Raw genomic sequence first — 21,579 nt, forward strand, 5'->3', positions numbered from 1 at the left:
AAAGAAGATTTAAATTACACTGTAATCTGATTTAGTTTTTAAACTTTCTACTTTTATAATATATCTATTTACATATAGTTTATTAAATAATAATTTAATTATATCTATTTACATATAAAATTCTATATTTACTTTAAATAACTGTAAAAGCATATAATTATGGTTCAGAATTTAGCTGATTTTGTGAAACAGAAAAGAAAAGAAGTCAATTTGACACAAGAAGAATTTGCAGAAAGAGCAGGAGTAGCCTTAACAGTTATTCGTAAAATAGAGCAAGGAAAAGAGAATTTAAGTCTTTCTAAAGTCAATGATGTACTTGCTATGTTTGGAAGTAAACTAGTTCCTATGAATATAAAAAAAATTGAATAACCAGACAGGGAAAAGTATTAATTTATCTAAGTACTATAAATAGGGGGGACTTTACGTATCGGCAAATAAATGTTGAATATTAAAAAATGCACGAAGAAATTTCCTCATACATTTTTCTCTATTACAGTTTTAGTTTCTTTAATCTACGCTGATAACCTTGTAAATAATTGCGTTTTAGTTTCTCTGATAAGTAAGATCTTTTGATTAAATCCGCCACTAAATCCTCTTTCGAAGTTAAATTTTGAATGACTTTAGTAATCGATTTTTCTGTCATTCCTGCCTTCTCTCCCAATACCATCAATTGATCAATAACTTTTCCTTTTGAGATTGATTTGGGTAATATTCCTTCTTTTAATGCAAAATCAGCATCCTCTATATGAATTTTAGTATTCAGTAAATCATAAGATGGACTTAATTTAAAATCGCCTTGTTGAGTTTCTATTAAAGAAAAATTCTTTAAATGAGCATCTCCATTAGAAAAAAGATAATTGAAAACAATTAAAGTAAGTAATTTAGGAGCTTCTACTTTCCACGCAGGGACATATTTTTTCAATACTTCAAATAACTCCAAATAATTACCTTCGTATTTATATTGTTCTCCATTTGTTGCAGGTGATTTGCCTAATAATGAAGCAAAATCTTCTACGGCTAATTTATTTTTACTCTCATCATAATCAAAACGCTTGGTAAGATAAGCAGGACTTCCATCTTCAAAAAATACTAATGCATTTTCTGCTGTTTCAATTTTAAAAATTTGTTTCGCAATTTGCATCGTCAAATGTTCATTAGCTGGTGCAAATTCACTATTTTTTGGTAAATCAGAGATAGGTTTCAAAATATATTGACCGCTCTCATTTTCATTTGTTAATCGTAATTCATTTCCATCAAGTACTAAAGAATACTTTTCTTGAAATCCAGAAATTGAAATATGCGTTTGATTTTGATTAAATCTACTTTGATCCTTTCTATTTGTTGGTGATGTATATTTTAAAAATGGTGATACCTTTTTACCATTAAACATTTTCTGTAGAACAACAGAACTGTAAGTATTAATATTTTCTTTTAAAGAACCTGGACAATTTTTCAATTCTATATTCATATTACATTCTTTCTATTGTTACTGCACCCACTGTATCTACTTTTGAAGCTTGTAGTAAAATACCAAAAGCATCATTTTCATCAATCTTATATGTTTTACAAATCATTCGTTTGTTTATTCCCTCTGGTAATAAATGATAGAAAAAAGGAAACAAAGCTTCAGATTCGAATTCAATTTGGCTTTTAGGCAGCGTTAAACTTATCGAAGGTTTTGAATTATCAGACAACCAATCTTCATTATAAGTAAAATGAAAACTACCATTATTCAGTTGAGTTAGAATTCCAGCTCTTTCTCCTTTATATAAAATTTGAGCAATTCTCATGATTCAATTGTTTTAACTTCTAATTTAATTTCTAATCCTAATGCATCACACATTTTTTGTAGTGTTTCTAGCGTTGGATTACCTTTGCCACTTTCAAATTGTTTTAACGTACGTAAACCAACACCAGAAATCTCAGCTAATGTTTCTTGTGATATAGCTAAAACTTTACGTCTTTCTTTGATTTCATTAATTATTGATAGTGTCATATAATGCACTTTTAAAGTAAATTTAGAAATAAATTTGATATTAAACAAGAAAAGTGCAATAAAAAGCACTTTTAAGATGGTATTGTAATTTTAAAGTATCGAAAAGCAAAATTAGTGCATTATAATGCACTAAACAGATAATATATTTATATTTATATTTTTATAATAATATACCCTTTAGGGTATGAATAAAACTATTTAATATTATTTATACCCTATAAGGTATAAGTAAATAATAGGCAAATTGATCTATCAATATACTAAAAACAGTGGATTAGAAGCTCAAAGATTATTTGAAATAGTACTATTCAATTATTTAGTAGCTAATGCAGATATGCATCTCAAGAATTATTCATTAATTGAAAATGAAAATGAATTTAATGAATATGAACTATCTCCAGCTTATGATTTATTAAATACACTAATCCTTATTCCAGATGATAAAGAAGAAACAGCATTAACAATTAATGGGAAGAAAAATAGACTAAAAATTGAAGATTTTGATAAATTAGCAAAATCACTTAAAATCTCGGAGAAATCTTTAGAATCTATTTATAAAAAATTTATCAAGGTAAAACCAAAATGGGATGAATTTATTCAACTAAGTTTTTTAAACGATGATGTTAAACTAGAATATCAAGAAATAGTTAATAACAGATTTAAGAATATTTTCTATTAATTTCTATGAAATAATGTTAAAATTTTAATAAATTCACTCCACCAAAACTACATCTTTTTAATTGTAAATAGTTGTATTTAAGTTGTTTGATAGATTTTGTATCGCAACAAAAAGCCAAATACTTCCTTTGAATTCAACTTTAAAAATATTTTAAGTATCTAACTCCAGAAATAAATAGTTAGAATAGCTGATAAGACATTCATATTTTTGGAATAGCAAATTGTTTTGCGGTTTAATCGTTTCAAATGAGTTCGTAAACTGAGATGATTCCGTTAGATATGATGATTGAACTAAATCGTGTTGAATGAAATTCTGAAGGAATTACTGAACTATATGTATTGAGTTTATCAGTGTAAATAATTTTTGGTTTGGTTTTTATAATAGGAGTAAGTAATTTGTTGAAAATTTCTATTGTTCGATAGCCAACATGAAAAGCATATATTTTTCTGGTTTTAAGTGAAAAGGTATAGGTAATACAAATGGGGTTTAAGCGTTTTTTGTGGAAGGTTCTCAATTCATCGACTTGAAATTTCCCCTATCTTCTATGGTTAGTTTCGGTGGGATTATTTTTGAAGCGATTTATAAAATTCGTTTAAGTAGTGTGGTTGTAGAGATTTTTAAGTAACTAGCTAGCTGTACTTCTTATTCCCAAACCTTCTTTTGTTAGTTGAACAATATTATAATTTATTGTAGTGAGATAAGCGATGTTTAAGTGTATAAAAATACCCAATAGTAGAGAATCGTCTACCATTAGGTAAAATTATTTTATTGTTAAGACATTTTTTTTGTGTTTTTTACGAGTTACCAACACATCTAATACACTACCCATCGGCAAAGAATTGATATAGTTCAAATGGTGAATAATCCTTGATTTCGCTACTCTTCATTTTTTAAATTTATTAGACTAAAAATTTAAAGTGAGAACATTTAAATTAATATTTATTCTGCTTTAAAAACTCTTTTAAAGAAATCGTTGTTATACCTAATCCTTTAGACTTAATCTGTAATCCATTATCAGAAGTAAGCATTATTGGATTATCATTATGAAATTGTAGTGCAACTGATAGAATAAAATTATCTGGAGATCTTTTATCGAAATCAGCAGGTAATAAGCTTAAATCAGCAGTAACCATTTTTAAATCTTTTATATCTATATTTCTATTAATTGAGCTAAGTGCTTTTTGTACATTTTTTTGTTGATCTTGCGATAATTTAATTTTTAAATTATCAAGTTCATCAATCACTTTTGCAGATAGAACTATTTGGTATTGATTGTCTATTTTATTAATAATTTCAGGATAATCAACAAACACGTTTGTATCAATTATATAAATGTTCTTTTTATCATTTACTATTTCCTTTTTCTTTTTACTAAATGTACTTAAATCAATCTTATCAATGACTTTAACTTGAAGATTTTTAGTTTCTATCGTATGATTCTTAGATTCCTTTGTAGTCTTTGAATATTCAGAAACTTTATCAAAAAGTAATTTATATTTTAGAAAATATGTTGCAGAAAACTGCAATAATTTCGTTTCTTTATTATATTTTTTTTCACCATTATAATATTCAAATAAATGTTCTAGAAAAGGTAATCCTCCTGCATCTTTCGTATAACTAGCCACGTCACATTGATAATATATACTTAAATAATAAAAAATTTTATTTAGTTCTAGTCCTGTTTCAATATACTTACTCGTAATTTCGTTGAAAGCAATATCCAATGAAACCTTCGACTCCATATATTTACCTAATGAATTACATTCTAAAAAACATTTATAAATTTTATAATGAATATCTGATATATTTAATTGAGATTTAAAATTATCCAATAATATAATTGATTCTTCATATTGTTTCTCCCTATTTCCTGCCTTAAATGCAGGTGATTTCCCTATGTCATGTAGAAGTAAAAAAATTCTAAACCAATTAATATCATTATGATTAAAATCTTCAGAAAAATATTTTTCAAATTGATTATATACGTTTCTTATATGATCCTTAATTATATTATGTCGAACTCTAGCGTTATACAATGGTACAAACGAAGGTACTTTAGTACAAATTTGGTCTAATTGAATCTCAAAACTCATAATAATTTTATTTGTTTATCCATACCTCCTTCATCTCTTGTATTTAGAACATACTGAAAAGCTTTTTCTAATGTTTTTTCTCCAATACCTTCGTAATTTGCTAAGCCTATCATAGAATTAATTTCTCCGGAACTTATAATATCAGTAATTTTTTTAGCATACTGAGCTTGTATTTTTGTTTTTTCCTTAATTGTTTTATCATCTAATGGCAACCAAGTGTTTTTAAATGTGTTATACAAATCGTCAGGTGCATTTGGATCATAGTCATATATTTCAATTTCACAATCACATTTACTTAAATAAAAATCCATTAATTGTTTAACCTGTAACGTTTCTAATCCACCATTATGAGTACCTAATAAAGGAAATGCAATAGACTTGATACCTTTTTTTTCATAAGTATCAACAAATTTTTGTAATCCTTGTTCTATCCATTCTATTTTACTTGGATATTTCCAATGCTGTTTTGTTGGAAAATTTAAAATCCAAGGGGCATTTTCTTGTTTTGTATATAACCATAAAGAACCTGTTTTAATTAATTTATTTTTACAGTGATCTTTATATTCTTCATACATTTTTGGATATCTTAACTTATGAACTAAAGCTATACCTTTACCCATTACACCAACACAATTAACAGTGTTTACTATTGTTTGGCACTTTGTATTGAATATGTTTCCTTTTATATGTTTAATTGCCATTATTTTTTATATTAATTAGAATAGATAAACCAATTACGTTTACTTTCATCAATAAAACATAATTTGATTTTGTTTCTAATATTTTTAATTGAAATATACGAATCAAATAAAATATTATTAGCTGATAAACGTTTTACATCTCCAGCCAATATTTCTATTTCATTAAGTTTATCCCCAATAAGTTCGAAATATCCATCTCCATTAAATTTATTCTTAATATGAATTTCATTTTCATTTTCTTCTACTAAAACTCTCGGATTTTCATTATTATAATAACTACCATCTACAACAATTTTATTCAAAATATCATCTGTATGATCATCTAATAAATTTATCAAAAGATTTCTATCATTCTCTGTTGGACAAATAATTTCGAAATCAAGTATATCGTCAAATGAAAATTCGTCTTTAACAAGAAATTCTTGTTGAGAATACTCTTTATACATTTCATAATTTTCATTGATATTTGTATATAAATGATCGAAATTAAAAATATCAAACATCTTATCAACTGAATCAAAACGAGTATAATTCTTTTGCATATTTCCATTACTCAAACAACATTTTTCAAATTTACTACTTAATACTTCCTTCAAAGAGAATTTAAAAAATATTGGGATTGGACATTTAGGATTACCCAATTTATTAGCAGTTTGATAATATCTATCATTCGTATTTTTACCTAAAAATTCATTATAAAATTGAGTTGGCGTTTGAGGTCTAAAATAAAACCTTGCATAATTATGTGCCTCATCTCTTCTATGTACTATGCTACCTGCAGCATCACCTTTTATCGATGCTAAATTTCTAGATTGTATTTTTCTTGATTTTATAATCTCAACAGCATTATCAATATGTGAAAAATGATAAATATAACCTTTCCAATATGATGATTGTTCTTCGATTTTATCTAAAAATTTTAAAATCGATGAGTTGTTAATTTTATTTAAAACAAAAGATTTTAGTGATTTCCTCATCGCTATATTATTTTTTAATAATGTCCAATTCCAGAAATCTTCAAATGAATTAATTAATTCCTCAGAAAATTGGATGCTCGTATTAGATGATATATAATTCCAATTTAAATAATCACTATACTTATTAAGTGTTTCATTATCAAGTTTAAAACTTCCTGATTTACATATGTAATCCCAATCCCACTTATCAATAAAACGATTTAATAAATTGATATCAAAAATTAATTTATCGTTGTAGGTTATAAATTTCCAATTTAATTTATCTTCAAATTTTGCTAATAGTTTTATAGAAGGTTCAAAACACTTGTGAGATGAAACAGTGTCCCAATCAATGTCCCTATTTTTTAAGAGAGTTAATATTTCGTATGAAGGTATGAATGATTTGTGTTTAGAAATAAGTTTCCAATTCCAATCTTGATCTATTGTTGCTTCAATAAACTCCTTATTAAATTTAAGATTAGAATTCATTGAAAGACTTCCCCAATCCCAAGGCTTATTAATAAAATTTAAAATTAAATCATTTGAAATTTCAAATTTTGGATTTTCTGCTAATAATCTCCAATTCCATGGTTTATCTTGTGTTTTTTCAATAAATTCAGAGTCAAAAACAATATGTTTATTTGTGGATAAAGCATCCCAATCCCAATCTTTATTTAATAATGATAGAATAACACCATTATTAATAACAATATCAGTACGTTTAGAAATTAATGCTAACTCTATTTTAGGTAGATCAGATAATAAGTTTTTCAGATAATCCTCATCATCTTTTTTAGTTTTCTTTAAAAGTCCTCCAAATTCTGATATATATTGCCAATCCCAATCTTGATCTTTAAATTCTAATATAATTTTTCTATTAAAATTGATGTCTGCAATTAAAGAAAGTTTATTCCAATTCCAGTTATCTCTAAAGCTTAATAAATATTTGTTTAATGTAGCATAATAATCTTTTGGTGTATCCCAATTGCTAAATGTGAATTTTTCAATAATAGAAGGAGATTCCGAGAATATAGACCAGTTAATTTTATTAATAAAGCTTTTTATATTTCTTACATCGGTAGGAAATAAATTATGACCTGATATATAATCCCAATCCCATTGAAATATATCTATTTCATCTGTAGTTTCTATTAGATTGAATAAATCTTCAAAAGAATATTTTCTTGTTAAAATAGACCACATATCCTTTTTATAATCATTATCAAGTAGAAATAAACAAGTTGCTACTCTAATTAACTGGTTATCAAAACGTAGATTTTTATCAACAGAAAACAGATTAGAAAATACATACTTCCAATCTACATAAAAACTTATATCTTCTAAGTTATCTAAAATAGCTTCTGTATCAAATTTAGTTGTAGCTATATTCCAATTCCATTTTTCTGTAACATTTTCATCGTCTAATGATTCAATTATTTCATCTAATGAAGCGTTTAACGTTAAATAATCCCAATCCCAAGGAAAATGAATATTACTAAAAATAAATTCTTTGTTATTTTTTAAAGTAAGCGCCTTCCAAAAATCTATTTGATTTTCAGTACTAAAAGAATTAGTAAATCGATTTAAATAAGTATTCCAAAAATCTAACCCTAATGATGATTTTTTTATTATAGTACCCCATTGCAATTTATCCGAAAAACTAAAGCTCCCAACGAACGAATTACCTACAAATTTTATATTATTAACTAAGTATTTATTATTAGATAAACCCTTTGGATCCCAATTAAAATCTTTAAATCGTTTAATTATTTCTATATCAGAAATCAATGAACTTATGTTATATAATCCTTTTTCTGAAATTATTTTGTGATTATATTTTTCAAAAATATCAAGACTCCAATTTACATATTCATTCGTATCAAAACCATCTGAATAAGAAGTTGTTTCCCAGTTAATTAATTCTAATTTCTCGAAAAAATCTATTACATCAAGTGACCATATATAATTTTGATGTGCTATAATAAAATTATTTGGTAAATGTACCTTTACAGTTTCATGTAAAATTGATTCATTAATATACCTATCAATTAATTCTTCATTATTAAAGAATCGATATAATACTAATTCCCAATTTAATATAGAGGCTAGTTTATCAAGATTTTTATAAAGAAAATTAATGTTTATATTTTCAGAAATATATTTCCAATCCCAATTTTTGTTAACTAATAACTCTAGGTTATCCTTGAACTTAATAAAAGTATTTCTAAATATTTCATTTTTAGACTTTGTTATAGAAAAATAATCCCACGGAAATTTCTCTATATTATCTTGGATAAATCTATCAGGCAAATTTTCAGATAAATACAACCAATCCCAGTTTTGATTCTCTTCGTAATAATTAGATAACAGATGAATTACTAATTGAGATTCTTTGTATGAAAGTTCTTCAAAATCCCAAGGGAAATCTTCAAAATTTGAAAGTAAGAATTCATTATCAATTCTTTTGGTTAATGTAGGCCAATACCAAAAATTTTTAAACTTAACGATATTCTTAATTAAGCTATCATTTGAAATATTTTGCGAAAGAATATACCATGTACTCCCTTCAGCAAATTTCTCAAATACTGGAAGAACTCTTTGATCATTCCAATCAATCTTTTGAATAAAATCTATATCATTCCAATTCCATAAATCTTTATAATTAACAATATCTTCAAAACGAATCAAATCTTGATTCAATAAGATATGATTTTGCATTGCCTTATGGTAAATATCTTCTTTTAAAGGTGTATTTTCTGGTTTATTAATTAACTCCTCTAATGTTGAAATTTGTAAATCTTGATAATAGAATTTTACATTAAAAATATTATTAACAAATAAAGACTTACAATTTAATTCAATATTTGTAAAATCGATTCTTTCAGATGATAGATAAATATCTAAAATTTCACCATTAAATATATTATCTTCAAAAATTTGAAATTGAAGTTTATTGATTAAGTTAATATCTTTAATTGACTCATTAGGAATTTTACTTGTATTATTTATTCTATTTTTCAGATTAAAAGAATTACTAAATGAAAAGTACAAATAATCATCAGTAACCATATCATTTGTAAATACTATAGTTTCTGCTTGAAAATTTTTATATTTCAAACCTGTTATTATTGCCTCATAACCTGAATCTAATAAATTTATTTGATTAGCTTCTGAATTAATCAAACTATACTCTTTAAGTTTAGTTAAATAAATATCATATATCTCTTTTTCTGCACTGTCTATTAAATTAAAACCTAATATAGAACCAAATTCCTCATATAATAAACTTCCATTATATGATTTCAAAATATTACAAAATATATCATCAATTTCTTCTATTTTGAATGCTATTCGATATTTTATTATATATGGCGTTGATTTAATTACCCAATCAAAACTGAATTGAGAATCTAAAACTTTAAGATTACTGCTCATACCTTTCAATTTCATAGTTTAATAGTTCGGCATCAATTATTTTACCTTTATTAGCAATTGTATCATAAACATTTTTATAAATTTCTTTCTTACAAAAGTGTTCAGCATTACCTACAATTATTAGTAATCTTCTTGCACGAGATAAAGCTACATTTAGTCTATTTGGAGATTCAGCGAAACCTAAACTCGATTGCTGTTCGAAACCTAATTCAGGGTAAAGATCAAAGTCTTCAGATTGATAAATATTTTGAGCTAACTTATTACTACGTACCATTGATACTATCATAATATTTCTTTCCATTCCTTGAAATTTATCAACTGTACTTAATCTGATAGGCAAATCACTATGATTTTCCTTAATCATTTTATTTATTAACTGAATCTGTTTACCATAAAAGCTTACTACACCTATTTGTCTTTCTTCTATTGGGAATTTTTCTAACCAATTATCAAATTCACCTTTACCATCACTAAATTTAATTGCTTTTAAAACATTATTAATAGCTTTGATTTCACCAATATTAATCCTTGAAGTTCCTTCTTTAATCTCTGGTGAATTAATATTTACCCAAATAGTATGTGTATCAGGGGATATAAAATTTTTAAATGATAATCCATGATATCTAGAATTCCATTTATTAAAATCATTATGTTCTGCTTTATCTAAAGGTAATCCACAAAACAACCCTCCATCTTCAACATAAAATTGAGCGATAACATCATTTATATCAGGATGCATACGATATTGAGTATTAAATGTACCTTTTAAACTTTGATCAATATTTTCAAATAAACGTTCAAACTGTGAAGTTTCAAAAACTTTGTTAGATAAAGTATCAGCTAATTTGTTTTCATCTATAGATTTTAATACATCTTTTATTTTTTCCCCATCTACCATTGGAGGTAACTGTCTATGATCACCAACTATTATAGATTTTTTACCAAACAAAACAGGTAATGCAAGCTCTGGTGGAGTAGCTTTACTAGCTTCATCCATTATAATCGTATCAAAATCAATATTTACTTTATTGCAGTTTTTAAAATCATTATTTTCATAATCATTTTTATAAAATACATTTAAGTAAGCTCGAAAAAATGAAGTCCACTTATTTTCAGAATTTAATTTACCTATTGAACTACCTGTCGCACCTATTAAATTTGTAAATTTTAAATACTTATCAAAAAATAAATCTTTAGTTTCAGAAGATGGATTTAATAAATGTTTTTTCCAAAGTAATAGCTTATCATTAACAATTGAAGATTCTTGATTATCAATTCTATTTGATATGTTTTCTAGCCAATGAGATACAGCATTCCCTTGAGTAGATTTACCTTCTTTCCATTTTTTCATTGCATCAAGTGAATAGAAATATCCTTCCGATTCTAAATTTTCAGAGTTACCAAATCTTACAGGTTTTACTAAATTGTTTTTATTATTTTTTAATCTATCAATAGCATTATCTACAGCCAAATTTGTTTCAGATGTCAATAATATTTTTTGATTTTGATTAAGTCTTATATGTTGCCAAATAATTTCTGCAATAGCTGTAGATTTACCAGTACCTGGTGGTCCTTGAATTATTGCAAGTTCTTCTGAGTAAAGAGCTTTAAAAACAGCTTCTCTTTGCGAGTCATTTAATGATTTTGAAAATAAATTATCTTCAAATAATTTCCATTGATCACTGAACTTATTCAGAAGGTTTTCAATATCATTTATAGGTTTAGCTTTTGAAGAATCATATAAAAATTCTTTAGCATTATCATTAGGGAGTTTAAAATCAGATTCTAATTTAAGTACAGTGTCCTCTAATCTTTTTACTTTATCTTTTTCACCTTTAAGATCAGGTACAATATATTCAAATTTAACATTCTTAATATTATTTTTCACTTCCTCTTGTTTATCCTCTTCAACAATAAAAGTAACTTCGGGGTAATTTACTTTATGTAATTTACCTAAATAATATTTCTTTTTTTCAAACTCGAAATAAAACTCTTCTTTCAATAAATTTGATAACTTTTCTTCTTCCTGTTCAACTTTTAATTCGAAATTTTCTTCACATAAATATTTTTCTTGAAAAGTTTCATTAATTGTAAAATTGAATGTACTCTCATCAATAATTTCATCTAATTTATTTGATAATCGTGATAAAATCTCCGTTTTATTCGATCTCTTGTAAAAATTTCTAAAAATTAATTTTTCACCATTCGCAACTAATTTTGTAGATAGGCTAGGAAATTTTTTCGCTAATTCTTTCTGTAATTCATGTAATCCAGAATTAACTTTTATTACATATTTACATTTTTGATTTTCTCTTCGATCATAAACATCCAAATAAGGAATAGTTTTAATCTCAAGTAATTTTTCATTGTATTCTTCTTCACTTTCAAATTCAAATGAAATAGTTCTATTTTCTTTGCTTATTTGATACTTATCGCCGTGAATTTCAGAATATAATTTTGACCAAAATGAGTCTTCACTTATGGTTGAGAGATTAATATCTTTTTCATTGTTATTTTTTAATAATAAATATTTTGTTGTATATGAAAATGTAAAATTATTACTTGGTAAATATTTCTTTAAATCCCTTCTTAATCGATTATATTCAAAATTTAAATCTGTACCATATTTTTCATAATCAACCGGAGTATATTTTATTTTTAAATAAGGAATTTCATTTTTTGAAAATTCAACACCTTTTTTTTCTAGTTTTTCTATATTTAATAATAAATCTTCTTCATTCTCAAATTTAAATTTGAGAATTTGACTTGTCATCATTAAATTATAATATTGATTTAAAAATTCAATTACATCATGGTGTAATTCACCTTCTACTGCAATTCTATTATTATTTTGAGTTGAATTAATAGATTTGTAAAATGTAGAAATTATATAGGGAATTGATGGTTTTATTTGAAAAATAGCAGCAGCTTTATTAGTAAATGAGATTTCTTCAAGCTTACTTAATTGTTCTTTTTGATTATGTGTTAGAAAAATTTGACCATATTTTTTAAAACCATAATTCCTTGATAATTCACCAATAACCTCCTCTAATTTTTCATCGATATTTGCATTTTTATTATAAATAAATCCATCTATCACTGGGTTTACGTTAAAATCAACATAACAAATTTCAGCAAATTTACTCAACCCATTTAATTCTTCTTGAGTAATTTTATCTGCAACTTTAGAATCTGCGAGAATATATCCATTATTGAAATCAAAATTTTTCATTTTGAAAACAGATTCCACTTCTTTTTTAAAAGTATTTTTAAAGACTTCTTGATCTATTGCAACAGAAATTTCTTTAGATTTCTGAAAATCTATACTATTAAAATCAATTCTAAATGGTCTAGATTTATATTCTAAAATTTTAGATTGAGCAGTAATAAATTCTCTCCATATATCTTTTTGGCTCATTTAAGTAATAAGGTTTATATTTGAAGTTGTTTAAACTAATTAAATAAATAAAGTTCCGAGAAAATCATCAAATTTGGATTGCAAAAAAAAATAAGTAATCATCTGGAACTCATTAGCGAATATAAGATAAAGGAATTTATTTTACCTCATTTAAGCCGAGGAAAACGAGGATTTAAAAGTAAATTTGATTTAATAAAAATAGTACAACTGATATTAAAACGTTTAAAAACAGGTTGTCAATGGCGAGAATTAAGTGTAAAAGAATATTTTTCTGATGCTATAAGTTGGCAAATTGTGTACTACTATTTCAATAAATGGAGCAAAGATGGTTCATTTTACAAGGTTTGGACAAATTTATTATCTAAAAATAAAAAACTATTGGATATGTCCAGTGTTCAACTTGATGGTAGTCATACTCGAGCACGATTGGGAGGTGAAGCAGTTGATTATCAAGGAAGAAAAAAATGTAAAACCAGTAATATTATTTTTCTGTGCGATAATCAAGGTCAAATGCTTGCAATGAGTTCAGTTAAAAGTGGTTCACATCATGATTTTTTTGAAATAGAAGACGTTTTCGATGAAATTATCGCTCAATTAGAACAAAGTGATATTCCTCACAAAGGTCTATTTTTAAACGCTGATGCTGGATTTGATAGTGATGATTTTAGAAATTTATTAGACAAAAATGAAATAATAGCTAACATAAAAATAAATACAAGGAATTCAAAATCAATAAATAAAGAATATTATTTTGATGACAAATTATACAAAAGAAGATTCAAAATAGAGAAAGCCAATGCATGGATTGATTCATTTAAATCATTACTCATCAGATTTGAAACTTCCGCTATAAACTGGAAAAATCTACATTATATCGCTTTTATTGTACTACTAAGCAGAAAAATAAAAGTTTAAACAACTTCATTTTAATAATTAAAATTATTTATTTTTTTTTATTAAATAGATTTATTGAAAAATAAACAAAGTAACCAAATTTCTGCAAAACATTTTTTTGTTTTTTAGGGTTCTGGAAAAACTGTTTCAAACTGAGATAGTAGTGCAATAAGGAGAACCAATAGTTCCCCTTTACTTTTAGCTTATGTTCCCAGTTTTTTATTTTGATGATTTTACAATTTTTTCTTTTGGTCAAATTTTGTTACTTTCCTTACTTGGTGTAATTCTATGATTGGAGTATCACAATGTAGTTTTAATATCTTTTGAGTACCTAAAAAAGTAAGGGTAAAATCTATTAATTTTTATGAAATAATGTTAAAATTTTAATAAATTAACTCCATCAAAACTACATCTTTTTAGTTGTAAATCATTCAATTTAAATAGTTTGGTAGATTTTGTATCGGAAAGTAAATTTTAAAAATATAAAATACTGATTGTTAATTATATAATCAATTAATAAGCGATATTCTTTTTAAGTTTATCGCTTTTTTATTACGCATTATTCATCGTTATCTGCCGTTGTTTGCCTTTATATATTTACTAATTAATGTACGATGTTGGATTCGAACTAAAAAGGTAAGAAATTCGGTTACTATAGTACTAAAATGACCAAAGTTGATAAGAATTGACCACAACTGATAAGGTTTTCTGCGGTACTATTTTTTGTAGTAACTGAAATAAAAAGTAAAATGAGTTTGATTAGAATCAATAGAAAATGTAAAGAATGTAACGAAGATTTTATAGCAAAAACTATTTCGTCTGTTTACTGTTCTAAAAAATGTTATAAAAGAGAATACAATAGGACTAAAAATTCTGAACAAATTAAATCTCCTAAAATCAAAATAATTCCGACTATTGAAGAAATTTCGACTAAAAGTTATTTAACTATTAAAGAAGCTGCTTTACTTTATCCAATTTCTGAAACGACTATTCGTAGAGCAATTAAGAAAAATTTAATTAAAGCGATTAGAATTGGAAATAAGTATGTTATCCCTAAAATACTATTAGAAGAATCTTTAAATGTATAGAACAATCTTAAAATCTGTTCAACATACTTTTTAATTCAATCGTAATGATTAGAAGTTAGAATTTGGTGCGATTTTATCTTTTTGATTATTTTCAAATTGAAATCAATGTAACTTTTGAAGTAAAATTATTTATCGACTAAATTTTAAATGAATTTGATTTTAGACTGTTGTATTGATTTAAAAACTTCTTATTTGTAATTGTATTCAAACTTCAAATAAATATGTAGAACATTCCAAAAAACTATTCTACGTTAAATTAATAGTAGTTTTGATTATGAGCTTTTAATAATCAGAATTACTATTTTTTTCTATTAAAAATTTCTTTCAAATTATTTTGAAAAACGAATAACTCCTATATATTATACTTTATTATATAAGACAAAATATATAAATAATAATAGTATATATAAAGTATAATATATATAAGTATTTGAAAAATCAAAATAAATTATTAGTTTTTTATTTCTTCTTAATTAGATAAATAGATTTTTAAAATCTATTCGCAGAATCTTCTTCTATTTTTTGTTCAACTAATATATAAAAAGTCTTCTACGAATTTTAATCATAATATGATTGAAATATCTATTTGAAAGAAAGTCTAAACTTCAATCTTAAAATTACCGTTAAAAATCTGTGTACTTTCTCATATAGAAAGTAACCGACTAAAAACCTAAAAATCATAAGAGGTGATTAATAGCAGTAGACTGTTGTCTAAATTCATTATTCGGATGAATGTTACAAAATATTAGTAACCAAATCAGTAAAAAATGAACTTACATTTAGGAGAAAGAAAAGGACAGCTATCTGAAAAAAACGAAGCTTTAGGAAAACAAAGAAAAAATAGTCTATTCTTATATTTTGATAATCCAAAAACAAAAAAGAGAGAATATATGTTTCTTGATTTATATGTTTTTGATAAACCTAAAAGTCATATTCAGAAGGACCATAATAAAGAAACTCGATTATTAGCTGAAAAAATCAGAGCAAAAAAGCTTTTAGAGCTTCAAAATACTAATCATGGATTCGTTAGTAAATCAAAAGGTAGTATTGGACTATTAGATTTTTTTGAACAAACTGCTGAAAAACGTAGAGAAGTCGACGGAACTTATGGAAATTGGTTTAGTACATTCAAACATTTGAAGAACTTTTGTAAAAATCGTGACATCGAAATAAAAAATGTCGACGAAACTTTTATAGAGAATTTTAAGGACTATTTACTAAAAGGTAAAATATCTTCTCATGGAGATAGATTGTCGAAAAATTCTGCGCAGTCGTATTTTAATAAATTTAGAGCGACTATCAGAGAAGCTCATAGACAAAAAGTTATAGTCGAAAATCCGTGTTTGAGAGTAAAAGCGATAAAAGAAGAAGAAACATTGAGACAATATTTAACTTTGGAAGAATTGAAAAAACTACAAAAAACAGAATGTCATTATCCTCAATACAAAGATGCTTTTTTATTCAGTGCGTTAACTGGACTAAGATTTTCGGACATCCAAAATTTAAGAAAAAAGGATATTTCTTATGATGAAATAAATGGTTGGTCGATAAAATTTACTCAACAAAAAACAAAAGGAGCTGAAATACTTCCAATCTCTGAAAATGCGATTACGATTATTGATATTGATTCTAAAGATGATAACGACTTAGTTTTTACAAATTTGAAATATAATGCTCATTACAATACTATTCTTAGAAGATGGGTTGAAGAAGCTGGAATCAAAAAATATATTACGTTTCATTGTGCGCGTCACTCATTTGCTACTTTACAATTGACTATGAATACAGATATTTATACGGTTAGTAAACTTTTAGGACATCGACATTTAAAAACAACTGAAATTTATGCGAAAGTAATTGATAAGAAAAAAATAGATGCTGTATCTTCGATACCAAATATTTTTGAATGATTGATAATACAGAACTTTTAAAAATAATTGGTTTACCAATTGATAAATTTAACGAAAAACTATTTATTCAGACTATTTGTGATATATATAGTCCACCAAATAATAATAAAAAAATTAAAATAGACGACAAATTTCGTACTATTAGTGAAGATTCTTCTAAAAGTACAATTGTGAGGTATATTGAGAAACTTCAATTATGGAGAGATGAAGAATTATCTCCTTTTGAAACTCAATATTACTTTACAATTGAAAATTTTCATAAACAACCTGTACTTTCAATATTTCCTAATAGTGAAGATAAAAAAGTAGAATATATTAAATGGTTAGTCAATTACTTAAATGATATTATTTACAATAAATATAAGAGAGCTTTTGACTTCAAAACAACTGAAATAGGCGATTTAGTTTATCTATATTCAAAAGAAGAAATTATTGAAAGTATATACTACAAACTTGGATTCATTGATGATAATCTTTATGAAAAATATTTAAAATATAAATTGGGTAATTTTTCTCTCATTGATTTGAAAATTGATAAAATATTTAAAACAATGGATTCCATATATACATTAGCTATAAAATTTGCTTTTCTACAAAATGAATTAGAGGCAATCTATTCAATTGAAAATAGTCTAATTGTTTCAAAAAATAATAAGTTATTAAATAATAGAACCTTTAGATCCAATCTTAATGAAGTACAATTAGGAAATATTTTTGAAAACAAAGAAGTTAAAAAACATTTTAGTAAAAATCAAAATCAAAAAGAAGAATTTATAAAACTATTCTCAAATGAAAGAATTGAAAATGTTAATTTGATATGGACATATAGAAATTCTACTGATTCTGGTTTCATCATACCTCCTTTATTTGAAATTATTCAATCTATAATTGAATTCAATGAATTAGATTGGAAGAAAACCTATAACAAGAAAATCATTAATATATTTTTAAAATCAATCAAATTTGATATAAAAAAGGGTGAAAAAATACCAAACCCTCATAAAAATTTTGCAAAAGGTTATATTAAATCTGTAGATTCTTTATTTGAAAAAATAAAAAAAGATGAAATTACCTACTGTAAATCAGAGTATTAATCTATAACTATAAATAAATTTCATATCGTATTTTTTCCATCTTTTATCCGTCCTTTTTAGTACGAATATTTGCATCATTAAAATTTATAATCATGCAAACAATAAAAGAAAGAGGTTTAAATTTCCTTACAATTTCCGAGTTATCTGAGAAATTCAAAGTTAGTAGAAATACAATCTACAAATGGAATCAAGAAAAGAAAATTCCATATTTTAAAATGGGTAAACGAGTTCATTATCTATTAGAAGATGTAGAACGATTCATAATGTTAAATCAAGTTTTAAAACGAGATAATACAGAAATGGAAATTCAAAACTTAATTAATAATAAGTACAACAAATTTTAAGATATGGAGAAGCAATTATTTAATGTATGGAGTAACCATACAAACAATTTAGGTTTTGATTCTATTGAACAAATTTATTCTAAAATTAAAGATGGTAGTTATAAGAAAGTAATTGAAATCATTCGAAAATCAAATAATAATGAATTAAAAAAACAATTGGACGGAATAACATTTTCAGCAAATTGTGGAGATAATAGTCGTAGAACTGAAAATATAGAAGAATATACATCTTTCATAATTCTCGACTTTGATAAATTAATTAACGTAAAAAAAACAAAAGATAAAATAATTCAATCTGAATATACTGTAATGTGTTTTATCTCTCCATCAGGAAATGGTTTAAAAGTTTTAGTTAAAACAAATAATTACAATTCGGAGAACCATAAATCTGCTTATAATCAGGTTCAACAATATTATAAAGAGTTCACAAACGAAAAATTAGATGATAACACTAAAGATGCTGTTAGATTATGTTATTTTTCTTACGATTCAAATGCTTATCTCAACTTAAAAGCTAAAGAATTTACAATTGAAAACAATAAAAAAGATAACGTTTACAGTAAATCCTTTGATAAAATAATAAAAACAGTCAGTTTTACGAATAAAAAAGCTCAATTTAAAAGAGGTAATAGAAATAAGTATATGTTTCTTTTAGCTACTAATTGTTGTAAAATGGGATATAATAAAGATGAAGTAATTGAATATTGTTGTTTTAAATATATAGAAGTTGATTTTGAAATTGATGAGATAAAACGAACTATTAATAGTGCATATCAGAAAAATAAAGATTTTTTTGGTGTAAATGATAAGTATGGTAGAAATAAAATTCTAAATAAAAAAGACGATTCTAATTATTTAATATCAATTAACAAAAATAGTATTAATTTAAAAATGGATATAGATTTATCTGAAAATGGAAAAGATGAAGCTTTTGATTTCTTATTAAATTTTATTGAAAATTATCTCGACAATAAAAAAATAGTGTAATTGTTTTCTTCCAATTGAATATTGACTATTTTTGTAACAAATAATCTATTGATATAAGAAGATAACAAAATAAATATCTATTAAAATATAACTGCATTTTGCAAAATGATTTCTGTCCTTGAAAAGTCGAAAATTCAAATGTGTAACAGAAAAAGTTTTAGCAGATGCTCGAGTTACGGCTTGGGCTATGCTTTACTTTGTTACACTGGGCTTCGACTCCCACAAGGACGGGTATTGTTATAGTTCCAAGCTTTTTTGTTTTCAAAAATTGACTATGGTTTTCCATAAGGAACTTTTCAAAAAGAGTTATAATATTAAAAACTTTTTAAATTATACTATGAAAACAAAACTATTCATTTACAGTTCTCTATTAATCACTTTGATAAGTTGTTCTTTAATTGCAAATCATTATCATGATGGTCAATATCAAGGTGATATATTCTTTTTTGATGTAACATGGAGTATTAATGGAAATGTAATAACCGTAAATAATAATTTAACTGGAATTTCAAAAGTTGATTGCAAACAATTTCCAAATTATATTGAATATAAAGAAAAAGATGGTTCTAAAAAAATTATTGAAGTTCTTCAAAACGGAAATCTTAGAATTAACAACTCAATTATTCTAACTAAAATTCAGTAATATTATGAGAATTTTAAAAATATTAGGACTTATTTGTTCTTTTTTAGGATTATTTACAAATTTATTAGGTTGGGTTGAAATAAATAATTATGAAGAAATTGGACTTTTTACATTTTCAGGATTTGTTACATTTCCATTATATATTTTCTGTATTGCATTATATTATAAATCAATTGGTAGAAATGATAAAAGTCTTTACTATTATATATTAATATTATGTATAATAATGACGATAAATACTATCATTAATTATTTTGACATTGAATACAGTAATCTTGGTAAATTAATATTAATAGGATTTGATATAAATATTTGTCTATTATTTTTTAATATCATTTTTACAGTTATTTTAATAATTTTAAATAACTCTGAAATAGTTAATAAAAATGAAATAATCAAAATTCAGAAAATATTAAAAATTATCGGTTTTATATTAGCTCTTATATATTCAATAATAGCTTTTATTAGAATTAAAAACTATTATGATGGTATTATATCTGAAACTGAAATAGACAAAAATAATCAGATTAGTAGTCAAACAAATTTTGTTGAGATTAGAGAGGGTGATATAAAATTCTTAGAAAAATATCATATAAAAGCAGTATACAATGGAGAACTAAAAAATAATAGTAAGTCAATATATAAAAAGGTTAAAATATATATGAACATTGAATTTGAATTAGAAAATGGAAATATATTAACTGAAAAAGATTTTAATTCAGAAAATATTTTTTCTACTAATATTGGCGTAACAAATCATAATTGGCAACCAAATCATAATTCAGAAATAAAAGATTTAACTTCTCATTATATACCAATTGATTTAGAAAGTTACCCAATAAAAAAAGTAAAAGCAATTATTAAAATAAAAGCAGAAAATTTGATAGATAGAGTAAACGAAGAATTTATAATTGAAAAAGATGTTACAAATCAATGGAATGAATTCATAGGAAAACCTATATTAGTTAATAATGATAATAAACTTGATCTAAGTAAAGATGTTTATAATTCGGAGACTGCTATCATTAAAGAACTAAAAATGGTTCAAAACGAATTATACATTGTTTTAGATATAGTTTCAATAGAATATACTCCTAATGAAAAATATGATTATGAAATTGTTAATGTTAATCCTAAACTGAGAACCTATAAAGTAAAATCAAATGTAATAACTACAAATAGTAAATGTGTAGTGTCAAATAACATGAATTACTTAATGAATAATAGAACTTCTGTTTTAAACGAATCTCCTTTTGGTTTCGCTATTATATCAACTAATAAATTTAGAGAACTTACAGAAATAAACTTAGGTTGTTGGAATTAAAAAACAATATTAAAATA

Annotated in this window: 17 protein-coding genes and 1 pseudogene; 10 read left to right on the forward strand and 8 right to left on the reverse strand. The window is 24.7% G+C overall.

The features are described 5' to 3' along the window. Positions 1 to 159 precede the first annotated feature (159 nt). The gene (locus RT575_RS01240) at positions 160 to 369 is read left to right on the forward strand and encodes a helix-turn-helix domain-containing protein (RefSeq protein WP_313578189.1); all 210 of its coding nucleotides are present in this window, start codon (positions 160 to 162) and stop codon (positions 367 to 369) included. A 121-nt stretch (positions 370 to 490) separates the two neighbouring features. Here the strand turns inward: RT575_RS01240 and RT575_RS01245 are convergent, their stop codons facing one another. Genes RT575_RS01245 through RT575_RS01255 form a run of 3 tightly spaced genes read right to left on the reverse strand, consistent with a single transcriptional unit; the run spans position 491 to position 1,996 of the window. Then, the gene (locus RT575_RS01245; RefSeq protein ID WP_313578191.1) at positions 491 to 1,468 is read right to left on the reverse strand and encodes a HipA domain-containing protein; all 978 of its coding nucleotides are present in this window, start codon (positions 1,466 to 1,468) and stop codon (positions 491 to 493) included. Between the two features lies 1 nt (position 1,469). Beyond that, entirely contained in the window at positions 1,470 to 1,790 is a 321-nt protein-coding gene (locus RT575_RS01250) for a HipA N-terminal domain-containing protein (protein ID WP_312193988.1), read from the reverse strand. Next, a complete protein-coding gene (locus RT575_RS01255) occupies positions 1,787 to 1,996 on the reverse strand; it encodes a helix-turn-helix domain-containing protein (protein WP_313578193.1) in 210 nt (69 codons plus the stop codon). Before RT575_RS01255 ends, RT575_RS01250 begins: the two co-directional genes overlap by 4 nt. A 244-nt stretch (positions 1,997 to 2,240) precedes the next feature. Here RT575_RS01255 and RT575_RS01260 point away from each other — a divergent pair, with 244 nt between their 5' ends. Beyond that, positions 2,241 to 2,675, forward strand: a complete 435-nt coding sequence (locus tag RT575_RS01260; RefSeq protein WP_313578195.1) for a HipA domain-containing protein — start codon at positions 2,241 to 2,243, stop codon at positions 2,673 to 2,675. A gap of 158 nt (positions 2,676 to 2,833) precedes the next feature. Here the strand turns inward: RT575_RS01260 and RT575_RS15560 are convergent. From RT575_RS15560 to RT575_RS01280, 5 genes and pseudogenes are all read right to left on the reverse strand, one after another. Next, positions 2,834 to 2,935, reverse strand: a pseudogene (locus tag RT575_RS15560) (transposase); the annotation flags it as partial. Between the two features lie 672 nt (positions 2,936 to 3,607). Next, positions 3,608 to 4,768, reverse strand: coding sequence for a PIN domain-containing protein (locus RT575_RS01265; RefSeq protein WP_313578197.1), 1,161 nt, complete (start codon positions 4,766 to 4,768; stop codon positions 3,608 to 3,610). Beyond that, positions 4,765 to 5,469, reverse strand: coding sequence for a macro domain-containing protein (locus tag RT575_RS01270; protein WP_313578199.1), 705 nt, complete (start codon positions 5,467 to 5,469; stop codon positions 4,765 to 4,767). Before RT575_RS01270 ends, RT575_RS01265 begins: the two co-directional genes overlap by 4 nt. Before the next feature lie 11 nt (positions 5,470 to 5,480). Continuing rightward, positions 5,481 to 9,875, reverse strand: a complete 4,395-nt coding sequence (locus RT575_RS01275) for a DarT ssDNA thymidine ADP-ribosyltransferase family protein (RefSeq protein ID WP_313578201.1) — start codon at positions 9,873 to 9,875, stop codon at positions 5,481 to 5,483. After that, positions 9,850 to 13,278, reverse strand: a complete 3,429-nt coding sequence (locus RT575_RS01280) for an AAA domain-containing protein (protein ID WP_313578203.1) — start codon at positions 13,276 to 13,278, stop codon at positions 9,850 to 9,852. The genes RT575_RS01275 and RT575_RS01280 overlap by 26 nt, the downstream gene beginning before the upstream one ends. A 78-nt stretch (positions 13,279 to 13,356) precedes the next feature. On the opposite strand from RT575_RS01280, the gene RT575_RS01285 reads away from it, so the two are divergent. From RT575_RS01285 to RT575_RS01320, 8 genes are all read left to right on the forward strand, one after another. Then, positions 13,357 to 14,193 (forward strand): IS5 family transposase, encoded by an 837-nt coding sequence (locus RT575_RS01285; protein ID WP_313578205.1) that lies wholly within the window; start codon positions 13,357 to 13,359, stop codon positions 14,191 to 14,193. Positions 14,194 to 14,921: 728 nt separating this feature from the next. Then, complete coding sequence (locus RT575_RS01290; protein WP_313578207.1) at positions 14,922 to 15,260, forward strand: helix-turn-helix domain-containing protein; 339 nt, start codon at positions 14,922 to 14,924, stop codon at positions 15,258 to 15,260. Positions 15,261 to 16,027: 767 nt separating this feature from the next. Then, complete coding sequence (locus RT575_RS01295) at positions 16,028 to 17,170, forward strand: site-specific integrase (protein ID WP_313578209.1); 1,143 nt, start codon at positions 16,028 to 16,030, stop codon at positions 17,168 to 17,170. Continuing rightward, positions 17,167 to 18,264, forward strand: coding sequence for a hypothetical protein (locus RT575_RS01300; protein ID WP_313578211.1), 1,098 nt, complete (start codon positions 17,167 to 17,169; stop codon positions 18,262 to 18,264). Before RT575_RS01295 ends, RT575_RS01300 begins: the two co-directional genes overlap by 4 nt. A gap of 92 nt (positions 18,265 to 18,356) precedes the next feature. Beyond that, positions 18,357 to 18,608, forward strand: coding sequence for a helix-turn-helix domain-containing protein (locus RT575_RS01305; protein WP_313578213.1), 252 nt, complete (start codon positions 18,357 to 18,359; stop codon positions 18,606 to 18,608). Positions 18,609 to 18,611: 3 nt separating this feature from the next. Beyond that, entirely contained in the window at positions 18,612 to 19,595 is a 984-nt protein-coding gene (locus RT575_RS01310) for a BT4734/BF3469 family protein (protein WP_313578215.1), read from the forward strand. A 337-nt stretch (positions 19,596 to 19,932) separates the two neighbouring features. Beyond that, positions 19,933 to 20,238 carry a hypothetical protein gene (locus tag RT575_RS01315; RefSeq protein WP_313578217.1) on the forward strand — a complete coding sequence of 102 codons (306 nt, stop codon included), beginning with the start codon at positions 19,933 to 19,935 and terminating at the stop codon, positions 20,236 to 20,238. A gap of 4 nt (positions 20,239 to 20,242) precedes the next feature. Continuing rightward, positions 20,243 to 21,562: a hypothetical protein gene (locus RT575_RS01320; protein WP_313578219.1), complete on the forward strand. Its 1,320-nt coding sequence runs from the start codon at positions 20,243 to 20,245 to the stop codon at positions 21,560 to 21,562. The last annotated feature ends 17 nt before the right edge of the window (positions 21,563 to 21,579 follow it).

This window comes from Chishuiella sp. (assembly GCF_032109125.1).
Taxonomy (GTDB): Bacteria; Bacteroidota; Bacteroidia; order Flavobacteriales; family Weeksellaceae; genus Empedobacter.

Excerpts from the sequence above, each read along its gene's own strand:
- RT575_RS01240 (WP_313578189.1), top strand. The coding sequence starts at position 160 with ATGGTTCAGAATTTAGCTGATTTTGTGAAACAGAAAAGAAAAGAAGTC.
- RT575_RS01245 (WP_313578191.1), bottom strand. The coding sequence starts at position 1,468 with ATGAATATAGAATTGAAAAATTGTCCAGGTTCTTTAAAAGAAAATATT.
- RT575_RS01250 (WP_312193988.1), bottom strand. The coding sequence starts at position 1,790 with ATGAGAATTGCTCAAATTTTATATAAAGGAGAAAGAGCTGGAATTCTA.
- RT575_RS01255 (WP_313578193.1), bottom strand. The coding sequence starts at position 1,996 with ATGACACTATCAATAATTAATGAAATCAAAGAAAGACGTAAAGTTTTA.
- RT575_RS01265 (WP_313578197.1), bottom strand. The coding sequence starts at position 4,768 with ATGAGTTTTGAGATTCAATTAGACCAAATTTGTACTAAAGTACCTTCG.
- RT575_RS01270 (WP_313578199.1), bottom strand. The coding sequence starts at position 5,469 with ATGGCAATTAAACATATAAAAGGAAACATATTCAATACAAAGTGCCAA.
- RT575_RS01275 (WP_313578201.1), bottom strand. The coding sequence starts at position 9,875 with ATGAAATTGAAAGGTATGAGCAGTAATCTTAAAGTTTTAGATTCTCAA.
- RT575_RS01280 (WP_313578203.1), bottom strand. The coding sequence starts at position 13,278 with ATGAGCCAAAAAGATATATGGAGAGAATTTATTACTGCTCAATCTAAA.
- RT575_RS01290 (WP_313578207.1), top strand. The coding sequence starts at position 14,922 with ATGAGTTTGATTAGAATCAATAGAAAATGTAAAGAATGTAACGAAGAT.
- RT575_RS01295 (WP_313578209.1), top strand. The coding sequence starts at position 16,028 with ATGAACTTACATTTAGGAGAAAGAAAAGGACAGCTATCTGAAAAAAAC.
- RT575_RS01300 (WP_313578211.1), top strand. The coding sequence starts at position 17,167 with ATGATTGATAATACAGAACTTTTAAAAATAATTGGTTTACCAATTGAT.
- RT575_RS01305 (WP_313578213.1), top strand. The coding sequence starts at position 18,357 with ATGCAAACAATAAAAGAAAGAGGTTTAAATTTCCTTACAATTTCCGAG.
- RT575_RS01310 (WP_313578215.1), top strand. The coding sequence starts at position 18,612 with ATGGAGAAGCAATTATTTAATGTATGGAGTAACCATACAAACAATTTA.
- RT575_RS01315 (WP_313578217.1), top strand. The coding sequence starts at position 19,933 with ATGAAAACAAAACTATTCATTTACAGTTCTCTATTAATCACTTTGATA.
- RT575_RS01320 (WP_313578219.1), top strand. The coding sequence starts at position 20,243 with ATGAGAATTTTAAAAATATTAGGACTTATTTGTTCTTTTTTAGGATTA.